3 protein-coding genes are annotated in these 12,466 nt (G+C 25.1%); 1 reads left to right on the top strand and 2 read right to left on the bottom strand.

Features of this window, described 5'->3' with window-relative positions; translation table 11 throughout:
- Window positions 1–122 precede the first annotated feature (122 nt).
- Window positions 123–866 carry a sugar phosphate isomerase/epimerase gene (locus tag Q0087_RS09275; protein ID WP_297899765.1) on the top strand — a complete coding sequence of 248 codons (744 nt, stop codon included), beginning with the start codon at window positions 123–125 and terminating at the stop codon, window positions 864–866.
- Between the two features lie 91 nt (window positions 867–957).
- Here the strand turns inward: Q0087_RS09275 and Q0087_RS09270 are convergent, their stop codons facing one another.
- Window positions 958–5,991 (bottom strand): Ig-like domain repeat protein, encoded by a 5,034-nt coding sequence (locus tag Q0087_RS09270; protein WP_297899763.1) that lies wholly within the window; start codon window positions 5,989–5,991, stop codon window positions 958–960.
- A gap of 190 nt (window positions 5,992–6,181) precedes the next feature.
- Window positions 6,182–11,887, bottom strand: a complete 5,706-nt coding sequence (locus Q0087_RS09265) for a right-handed parallel beta-helix repeat-containing protein (protein ID WP_297899761.1) — start codon at window positions 11,885–11,887, stop codon at window positions 6,182–6,184.
- Window positions 11,888–12,466: the final 579 nt, after the last annotated feature.

The following is a 12,466-nucleotide window of genomic DNA, read 5'->3' as shown; positions in this document are numbered from 1 at the left end:
ATTAAAATTAATAGAACTAAAAAATATTTATATAAAAAATTATTAAAACAAAAAGAATAATATCAAATTTTAAAATAATAAAAAATAATATTAAATCTAAAAAAGTAATATTGGTAGTTTATATGAAAATAGGAATCTCATCATCATCAATATATAAAAAAAACATGCAAGAAGTTTTAGAATTTGCCGAAAATAAAAATATTGAATATATTGAAATAATGAATGAATACCCAGATGATTCAATTGATATTGAAATGATGAATTCATATAAACTCAAATATACAATACATTCACCGATTACGGATTTAAATATAGCTTCTTTAAATAAATCTATACAGAAAGCTTCTATAAATGAAATAAAAAGGTCTATAGATACAGCTAACAAATTAAATAGTGATATTGTTGTAATCCATCCTTCAGGAATGACTATGTTAGGGTATCCTTGTGAAAATAAAATACTATCAATATGCAAAGAATCTTTGAAACAATGTGGAGAATATGGAAATGACAATGGAGTTATAGCTACAGTAGAGAACATGCCCAAGAGTGATTGGTTGATTCATAAAGATATTTTTAAATTAAATGAATTATTAGAAGAAATCGGTATGTACATGACTTTAGATGTTGGACATGCTTCTACAATGAGATATAAAGAAAAAGAATTATATTTTAACTCAGTAAAGCACATACATTTATCTGATAACTTATTAAATAAAGATTTACATTTAGGATTAGGAAAGGGAAAGATAAATTTTGAAAAAATTATTAAAATATTTAGAAAAAACAATTATAAAGGGAAATATATACTTGAGATTAATGATGAAAGTCCAATAATGGATAGTATTAATTATTTAAAGAAAATATGATATTAAACATACAGAATAATTAAAAAAAAGTAGATAATAATTAAAAAAAAATTATAAATAAAAAAATAAATTTTTTTAAGTTTTAAATTTTTTAAGTTTTAAATTTTTTTAAGTTGTTATTATAAGTAAGTTCTTTAAAAATCTTATTATAATTAACTATTGCTGTTTTTAAATATTTTTTATGTATAGAATATTTAAAAAATTTTATTTTTACAATAATATGTTTACCTGGTTTTAAAGATTTAGCTACCCCTATTTTATATTTAATCTTTTTTCCAACTTTATAAAAAATTTTTACTTTAGTTTTTTTAGATGTGACAGATCCTTGATTTTTAATAAGTATTTTATAAGAATTCCCATATCTTTTAACTTTTAAAATTACCAAATCAGCAATATTTTTTACAGTTTGAGTTTTAGATATTGTTGATGAATGATAATTACTATCTCCTCCATATAATAGTTTAAAAACATATTTACCTGTTTTGAGGTTTGAAACTTGAAAAACAACAATTCCTTTAGAATTAGTAGTTTTAATATAAGTTTTTTTGTTAATTATGAGTTTAACTTTTTTATTAGCTAGTATTTTGCCATTAGATGATTTAAGAGTTGCAGTTATTAATGTTTTTTTACCTTTAATTATTGTAGGCGCATTAACGGTTATTAAAGTTTTAATTTTAGTATTTGAAGAATTTGAAGTGAAAGTAAATAACCCTTCAGTTGAATTATAATAATTAACTCCTTCAAAATTATAATATAAATTATATTTAGCTGAATTAGAACTTATATTTAATTTTAATTCTGCTTTTCCATTATAATTAGTTTTAATTGTATAATATTTAGTATAACCATTTCCAACTAATTTGATACTAATTTCTTTATTAATTAGTAGATTTCCATCAGTATCTGTTAAATAAAATACAACGGTGTTATTTTTAAAAGTAATAGTGATATTAGTTGTGATTTTATTAATTATTTTTGATACAATTAAGGTACTAGCAGATGTAGTATTATAATACCATTCATTCTCATTAAAGTCAATCAATACCATATAATTTCCTTCAATTAAGTCAATAGGAATAGTTATAAAACCTTCATTATCAGTAGTTAAATTATAAAATTCATAAAATCCATCTTTTTGAATTTTAATAATTAATGATTCTCCACATAAAGGTCTCCCATACATATCAGTTAATAATACATAATACTTATTATTAGTTTCATTGAGTTTAACTAAAGGATCAGTAGTTAACCGAACTGAAACTTTTTCAATAACTAAATTACCAGTTGTAGTAGTTCCAATATATAAATCATCCCCTTTATAAATAACAGAAACTTTGTATGTGCCAGGAATCAAATTTATGACTAGTCCTGCAGTACCATTACTATCAGTTTGAATTGAAAATGTTTGGTTTTTATTTCCCTGAGATAATGTTAAATAGATAGTCTCGTTTTTAGCAACATTTCCATTATTATCCAATAATTTTATAAAATAAATGTCTCCCCGACCATATAAAAGAGTTACATTTAAACTTAAATTAGTTCCAATAGGCAAAATAGTGAATGAACCTTGATTTTCATTTCCACTATACCATTCATCACCATTAAATGAAACTTTAACATCATAAGATCCCTTAGGTAAATTGATTATAACCCCTGCAATTCCAAATCCATTAGTAGTAGAATAATAATTATATGTTTTATTACCTTGCTTTATATTAAAATATATTTTTTGACCAACCACTGAACGACCATAAATATCTTCCAATGAAATTTGTAATACATTATTTTTCCCATAAAAAAGCTGGTCTTTCAAAATAAAAATTTTAGTAGATGATGGTAAAATTTTTAACAATGAACTAGAATTAGATGAATAAAAATAACCATCCCCTTCATAAAAAGCAGAAATATCATAATTTCCTACACTATTATTGATAATAATTGTAGCTCTACCATCTCCACCAGTTATCAAATTATATTCTTCTATAGTCCCATTTTTATACTTTATCTTCAAAAGAACAGTCTGATTAGAAATATCATAACCATTAACATTTCTCAAAATAATTGTATAAATATTATTTTTACCATAAAAAACAGTTTCATTCATTTCAATAATAGTATTCTTATTATGAACAGTTAAATCAACATTTTGGCCATCCACCGTTACATTAACAATATAGTCAGTTTCAGAACCAGAAAGGATATGAGAATAAGCATAATTATTAGTAAGATTATTAATTTTTGGATAAATAGGTATAACAGAAGAATCGAAAAATGCAATTCGACTAGGAATAGTGCCATTAAAATCACGAATATTTCCAGAACTATCAGTAACTTTATCCAAACTAGCTATTAAAGTAGAACCATTAACATTTAGAGATAATATAACCCAATTAGCTAATTGAACATTACCCAAAAACCTATAAACTTTACCATTGGTAGGACCACCATTCCAACCCCACCAATTATTATCCAGATAAGCATTACCATTAAAATTAAAAATATCTGCACCCAATATAGTAGCTGTATTATTTACAAAAACACTATCAGAAACATTTAAAAATCCTCTATTAAATATAGCACCACCATATCCTGCAATATTACCTGAAAATATACAATGAACAACTGTTAAGTTACCACTATTTATAATACCGTTTTTCTCATGGTCATCTTCAAGAGAATTAAAAGAATTTCTATTATTGATAAATGAACAATTATAAATAAATCTAGCACTTGCACAAGAAATATTATTGTTAGAAAATAGAGAGTTCATAATTTTTGATGCACTTACAATTGAACCACTCCAATAATTAACTGCATTATCCACAACATAGCCATTATCAAAAACAGAAGCACCAGAAACTGCCCCAAAACTATTACTTATAAAATTAGAGTTATTTACAATAGAATAATCAGAATTAATAACTGCCCCAATAGCAGCATTATTCACAAATGTGCAATTATCAATTATTATCTTATCTCCTACCAAATAAAGAATTCTTGCAGAATTCTGATCATTAGTAATAACACCAGAAATTCCTGTGAAATAAGAATTAAGTATACTAATAGTGCATGGTACATAACCATAAGAATATCTATCATAAGCTCCAGATTTTATTACAAAATGCCTTAAATCCAAAAATTTAGAATTATTTACATATAAAGAAGCACCTGAAAATAAAATATTGCCCCAATAAGAATTACCACTAGCATTCTTAAAAGTACAATTATTAATAGTTAAATTACCAGAACAATTTATAAAAAAAACTGAATATGTAAGATTATAGGTCGAAAAAGTAATATTATTGAGATTTAAAGTTCCATAATCAGCAACCACGAAAATACTATTACTAGTATGGCGATAAATAGTAACAGGGCCATTATAAGAAGAAAAAGTCAAATTTTTCCAAATAAATAAGTTTGAATTATATGCATTATAGTAATCGCCAGAAGCAATATAAATAGTATTACCATTTAAAGCAACACTAACTGCCTTAGCAAGAGTTTTAAAAGGACTTTCAAAAGAACCATTGTTAGAATCATCCCCTTCATTTGAAACATACCAAGTATAGTTAGTATATCCCTTACCAACAGCTAATTTTAAACGTTGATTATCAATAACTGCATAAACAAGAGTATCCTCACTATTATTCAAATAATAAGTAGTGAAAATATTTCCACAAAGTATTCCAGAATCATTGTTAAAATAACCATTATCTGTTTGTAAATAAAGAGACCTATAAGGGATTTTAACACCTTCAGGCAAATCCCAAACATTAACCCCATCAGTATACTTAAAAATTACTTTAAGAGTGACATTAGTATTTTTACTAGGAATAGAACTTCCATAATCAGAAACAAAAACTGCTATAATCCAATATTTTTGACTATTAAAATAGTTAGTATTTCCTGAGTAAATTACAGGCCCATAGTTGGATAACCACCAATTATACTCAGCACTAATATTATTATTATTCATATAATTATATATAGAACCACCAGTAATAACAGAATAAGTTATATTAACAGTAGAATTTGTAGGGCTAACAGACAAAGTAGAAGAATTAACAGACAAATTACAATCTGTAATGCCAACATTAGCACATGAAGAATTTAAAATTTTTATTGTGTGATTTGAAACAGAAATGTCAGAATTAATATTTGAAGAATTCATGAAAATATTATTATTCCTATTCTCCCAATTAACCCCCATAATATTATTAGAAGTAAAATTAGATGATAAAATAGTTAAATTTCCATCATTGAAAATAGAAGATCCAGATTTAGCAATATTACCAATAAACACAGAATCAATAATTATAGCTGTGTTAAAATTAGTTATTCCTCCTCCATAATTTGTACCATTATTATTTTTAAAAATAGAACCTATGACATCTAATTTTCCATTATTTAATATTGCTCCACCCCTTAGCCCAGTATTAAACTCAAAAATACAATTTTTTATTATTAATTCTCCATTATTAAAAATAGCCCCTGCAATAAATTCTTCACCAGAATTATTACCTTGATAAAAAGTGATATTAATCAATGTTAGTTTACCATTAGGAGTAACCTCAAAAAAGTCATATTTTCTCTCACCATTAAACATAACAGTTCCATTATCTCCAATAATACCAGAAATAGTGATTGTCTTATCAATAATCATCTTTGTATTATTTTCTCCAAAGTATTCACCAGACAATATATAAATATTAGAATTATTTGATGCTTCATTAATAGCTTTTTTCAAGCTTTTATAAGGATTATCTTGACTACCATCCCCCAAATTATCATTACCAGACAAACCAACATAAATATCAGTGAAATAATTATTATTATTATTATTATTAATACTAATATTATCACTAGTATTATTAATACGAGTATTGTTATTATTAGTATTATTATTAATATTATTAATACTAGTATTGTTATTATTAGTATTATTATTAATATTATTATTAGTATTATTTATAATAATATTATTAGTATTATCAAAGACATTGATATCATTAGTACCATGATCTGAATTATTCTCATCAATATAACTAGCAGAAGCACTAACTATACTCATTGAAAAAAATACAACAATAATGAACGTTAAAAACAATAAACAATTTTTTTTCATAATATCTAGTCTCTTAAATATAATGTCTTAAGAATAATTTTTTAAACATAATCTCCTAAGAATAATTATTTAAATATAATCTCCTAAGAATAATTTTTTAAATATAATCTCCTAAGAATAATTTTTTAAATATAATCTCCTAAACCTAATTTTTATCCCTTAAGCTATAATTTTATAAAATAAATAAATTTTAAAGCCTGCTTCTTTTATTATATCTATGTCCAATAATAACCAAAGCAATAAATCCAATAATAGCTAATAATATATAAACAAAATCATTTGGTTTAATATTATTAATAGTATCCTCTAAAATTTCATAAGAATTTTTAATAGATTCCTGACCAGAGCCACCTTGACCTCCAGCTGATCCACCACCAGATTTACCCCCAGGATTAGAACTAGAAGAATCCGAAGGGTTCATAATACCTCCAATACCAGATAAAATATCATTATTTTTTGAATTAGATCCTTTCCCATTCCCATTATTAGAATCAACACCAGTTCCAGAACCAGTTCCATTTCCATTACCAATTCCATCACCTTCACCATCACCTAATCCTGAACCAGAACCAGACCCTATTCCAGAACCTGTACCTGTACCCCAACCATTACCTAATCCACTACCACCAGGTTTTAAGCCAGTGCCAGTGCCAGGACCGGGATAACCTCCAGAACCAGAACCTCCAGAAGAACCAGAACCTCCACCAGTAACAATTTCCCATGCTGAATTTTGAGTTAGCCAATCCCTAAATTTATTAGCAAGATTCCAAACATCATTGGATGGGCCATAGTTAGAACCCCACCAATTTCCATCAAAATCAAGAAGCCCATTATTATTCCCATATAATGCAGAATTTATTGGAGCAAAATTATTCAATATATTAGAATCTTTGATGTTTACATTAGCATAATTAAAGTAAAAGGCGCCACCGTAGTGCAAACCTCTGTTAGATTCAATTGTAGAGTTAAAAATATTTAATTGATTTAAAATATGCCCATAACTTGAATCCCCTGTATATGAAATGCCTCCACCATAAGAAGCACTATTATTAGAAATAATAGAACGAGTTATTGTAATATTTCCATTAATAGCTAAAGCACCACCATAATTTCCTGCAGTATTATTTGTAAAATTAGATTTGTCAATCGCCCCTTTATTTGCAGAAATGTTTATTGCACCTCCAGTACTCTGAGCCTCATTTTTAAAAAATATTGAATTGAAAACTAATAAATAGAATGCTTTCCCACAAATAGCTCCTCCATATCCCCCAGAATACACATCTGTAGTGGCATTATTGAATTTAAAAGTTGAATTCATAATATATAAATAACTATCATTAAAATCTCTCCAAATATAAATGGAATTAGCTATAACCCCTCCATTATTAGCTAAATTGTTTTCATAGGTAGAATTTATAGAATATAAAGTTCCAAAATTGTAAATAACTCCTCCATGACCAGGAGCTAATCTAGTTTCATTATCATTATAAAGGTAACTATTGCCATCTGTTATAGCAGTATTTGAAGCAAAATATGAATTAGTGATAATAATTGTGGAGTTATGATAACTATATATAACACCGCCACTACAGGCAGAACTATTAATAAATTTAGAATTATTTATACTAATATTGCCAAAATTACTAATTACTCCGCCAAGATAAGCAGAATTACCATAAAAACTGCAATTATCAATTAAAATAGATCCTTTATTAAAAATCACGCTTCCTTGATCTGTAGCACTATTATTATAAAAATTGCAATCTATTAAATATACGAAACCATTATTAGAAATAATAGATCCATTATTACTAGAAGCATTGCAAAAATTAATCCCAAAAATAGTTAAATATCCAATATTATTTACAATGAATATCTTTCCTTTTTTACCATTTAAAGTAACATTTCCACTATTTTTAATAGTTATTGTCTTGTTTACAATGATATTATTTTCGTAATAAGTTCCATTGAGAATATATATGATTGCTCGATTATATGCCTGAGAAATAGCATGAGAAATTGTTTTAAAAGGATTATTTATGCTTCCATCCCCATTAAAATCACTGCCATTAGTTGAAACATAAATATAGTAAGGAGTATTATTTTCACTTAAAATATTTGCCCCATAAATAGCATCATTAGCTATAAAAAGACCATTATTACTTACAAGATAATTGCCAGAAACTATTAAATGAATAATACTCATAGAACCAGAACTACTAGAACCTACAAGATTATCATCAACATAAACTGCATAATCTCCACCATTTAAATAATTTGAAGTAATATTATTCTCACGAATCAAATTATTGTAAGAATTATTAGAATAATAAACACCGGCTTGGGCTACATTAACCCAATTTTCAAAGTTATCACTAGACATATTATTAGTATTAAAATTAGAAGCAGTATTATTAATATTATCATATCTAGAACCATTTACAACAATTTCATTATATTCAATCCTATCTCCAGAAGTATTATAGCCTATATAAGCAAAAGATCTGTTTCCATCAGCTAAAAGGCTATTATTTGCAATATAGGTATTATAAGATTGATATGACTTAATTAAGAAAATATTATTTCCTAAGCCATAAAAAGTATTATTAATAATCTTTGTATTATTAGACCAAACAGTAGTAGGATAAGGTGCAAAAGAAGCATTTGAAACTATTTCAACTGCATAGGCAATATTTTTACCATATAAATAAATATCATTATTAAAAATTTTTGTATCATATGCCATTGAGACATAAATACCCTTAGCAATATTTTCAGAATTAATAAATAAAAGGTTATTATCAATAATATTAGAGTAAGGACTTCTACCAAATCTGTTATCATAAAAATTAGAAACACTAATCCCAGTCAATGAATTTTTACCTTTCAATGTAATATCATTATTAATTATTTGATTATCATAACTATTATGAGCAATTATAAGACCTGTGAGATTTTTTTGGATAAGATTAGTGATAAAAATACTATTAGAATATATAGTAATATTATAAACATCAGACAAGATAATTGCAGAATTATCAGTTAGATTGAAAAACAATCCAGTTACATTAGACCCTGCAGATCCAGATTTAAATATAAATGTAGCATTAATAGTATTAAATTTATAAAAACTAATATTTAATGGAATGTTGAAAACTAAATTATAATGCTTAGAACTTAAATTATTGAATAATAAAGTATCATTAGCTTGGACTGAATTAGCTTTTATAAATTCACCATTACTTGTAAAATAATTAATAACATTAATATCATCAATAACAAAATAATTTTGAAAAAAAGTATTGATTAATTTATCTTTAGTATTAGTGTTATTATTAGGATTATTACTGTCATTATTCTTATTATCAGTATTATTAATAATTATTTGATATCTTGCATTAGTATAAATTATATTACCATTGGCAAAAGTATTATTAGAATTAGAAGTAAGGAAAATAGCACTATTTCCACTACCTAAAACATCATAGTTAGTACTAATTTCACTTAAATCACCACCATGAGTTCTAATTTCATTCTTTATTATAGAAATATTATCTGAATTGTATAAAGCTATACCATAAACACCACTAGCATAGCCCTCAATAATGTTATTTATAATAGTAACATTTGAACTAATATGTAACTCAATTAAATAGGCCATTTTTTTAACATTAGCTAAAATTATATTATTTTCAATAGTAATATTATTAACACTTCCTTTCATATAGGCAGTAGCTATACCATAACCAAAACCATTTCCCCACAAATTTATTAGATTATTAGAAATGAAAGAATTGCTCATAGAATCAGTATAAATACCTTCAATCAAATTATCGCCGACTAAAATGATGCTGTTTTGAGTTATATTAATGTATTTTGAAAATACATAGGTACTATCCGAAACTAAAATTCCATAAACAAAACATTTCTTGCTTGAAATATAAATATTATTTGATTTAACAAGAATATTTTCAGATTGGCCTATTTTTATAGCATTTATAGATCCAGCATAATTATCATCTGAAATTACAGTGATATTATTGTTTTCAAGGGAAACAAATCTTACATAATTTTCTAAAATTATAGCTGCAATATTAGTGTTATAAAAATTTAAATCCTTAATAACAGAACCACTACCCTCAGAAGTTACAATAATAGTTACATTTGTTAAAAGATTAGATAAACCATTACTTAAAATATTCATTTTATAATCAACGTAAATTTTCTTATTTGTTAAATAAGTTAGAATCAAAACTAATGAATCATCAAGAATTCCTAATTTAAAATAGCCATCATGATCAAAATAATTGTAAAAATTATCATCCCTGATAACAATACCAGTAGAATCTTCAATGATATCATTAACTTCATTGTCTGACATGTTATCTCCAAATGAGTCAGTAGTATCCTTAAAAATACCAACTGATGCATTAGTACTAATTTTATTCCCAATTATAGTAGTATTATATATTGTACCCTGCAAAAAGATAGCATAATCATTACTAACAATGGTGTTATTAATAATACTAGTAAAATAGAACTTTTTATTATTTGTTTTAAAGTAAATACCATAAGAACCAGCACGTATATTATTTCCTATGATTATTGCGTAAGAAGTAGCTAAACTAATTCCAGGATCAACTTGAGTTTTAATAAGGTTATTCAAAATTTTAGTATTGTTTCCAATAATGTTTATTCCCACACCAAAATTATGAAAATCAATTTGATTATTTTCAACAATTATGTCATCTCCCTTAATATAAATTCCATTATAACAACCATTAGTTATAGTTATTTTATTACCTGTTACAGTGATATTTTTGTTATATCCATCAGAACCAACATATATTCCCCCACCATAATAAGAATCAACTGCTATAATAGTATTATTTTCCAAAAGTAAATTAGAAGAAGTGATACTAATTGCATATGCACTCATATTAATTAGTGTATTTCCAACAACAGTTGAATTAATTCCATAAAGACTTATTCCATAAAATTGATGAACTAGAGTATTATTAATTATTTTAGTATTTTGGTGCTCTGAATATACAAGTTGCATTCCAATTACAGTATCCCCCGCATATATTGCATATAAATAATTGTTTGTAATAGAATTATTGTAACAATCAGCTGGCCCACCATAATCTGCATGTCCATAAGGATTATAATAAATTATGTTTGCTGCAGTAGTTTGCATATAATTATAGGAAATATTATTGTTATGACATAAACCCATAGGCATACAAGTACTCCACGTACTAATCAGCCTATTATAAATAATTGTATTATTAGAAGACCATCCCATAGGCATGGCAAAAACTTTCAAAGCATCAGCAACTTGAACAGAATTATTAAAAATTAGATTATTATTAGTATTAGTCAACCAAATACCATGTAAATCAGTAACATAAACACCTTGATATTCGATTTTAGTTTTATCATTTAATATTTTGAGATTAGTAACATTAGAACCATCACTACCCAAAATTAAGTGAATAACCCCATTAGTTATTTGAACATTAGCTCCAGTACTGGTTAAAGTCAAAGGAATATCAATAATAAAAGCTTTATTAGAAACATTTCCAATTTTAATTGTATCTCCAGGACTAATACCAGAATTAGAAAGTAATTTACCAGTGAATAAATTAAAATATTGAGAATAATTATCATCAGTGATTATAAATACCTTTGAAGTATAAGTAGTTACATCAGATTTTCCAACCTGATCTGATGATTTAATAGCTAGGGACTCATTATTAGTATTATAATTATAATTATTAGTACCATTATCAGTAATCTGAACATTATTAACATCATAATTATTAAATCCACTTTCAATCTCAGAGTGACTATCACTAACATTTAAAGATTCTCCATAAATTGGACTAATCATAAACAAAACAGCAAAAGTCAATAATAAGACTAAAATGAATTTATTACTTATTTCTATATTAATAACCCCCATAGATATTTTATCAATAAAACTGAGAAAATAAAACAATATTTTATAAACTAGAATTGATTAATTTTAAAGTTTAATTGATATTATATTAATAGACATGGCATATAAAGATTACGACATATTTTAAAAGTTAATATAAAAAAATTGATGAAAGTTTTTTATTTAGTATTAAAAATAATAATTGTCCAAAATTTAATAATATAAGTCCCAATAATCACAATTTCCACATTATTATATTTTCAAAAGATAAATATACCAATAAAAACATGTATTAACCTTTTTAAATCAGGAAAAATGAGAATTAAGTAAAATTAAATATATTTAAACTTATCAAAAAGAGTTTAAAATAAGATAAAATAGTATAAAAATTATAAAAAGAAGAAAAAAGAAAAAAGAATTAGGATTAATATATAAATAAAAATTCTTTTAATTAGTCTTTTTCCTTCTCAAAAATATGTTTAATTTTTTTTTATTTTATTGGTTTGTATACTTTTATTTTTAGTTTGAATT

The sequence above is a fragment of the uncultured Methanobrevibacter sp. genome (genome assembly GCF_937881195.1).
Taxonomy (GTDB): Archaea; Methanobacteriota; Methanobacteria; order Methanobacteriales; family Methanobacteriaceae; genus Methanobinarius.
This window is presented reverse-complemented; position numbering and strand designations above follow the sequence as displayed.

Excerpts from the sequence above, each read along its gene's own strand:
- Q0087_RS09270 (WP_297899763.1), bottom strand. The coding sequence starts at position 5,991 with ATGAAAAAAAATTGTTTATTGTTTTTAACGTTCATTATTGTTGTATTT.
- Q0087_RS09275 (WP_297899765.1), top strand. The coding sequence starts at position 123 with ATGAAAATAGGAATCTCATCATCATCAATATATAAAAAAAACATGCAA.
- Q0087_RS09265 (WP_297899761.1), bottom strand. The coding sequence starts at position 11,887 with ATGATTAGTCCAATTTATGGAGAATCTTTAAATGTTAGTGATAGTCAC.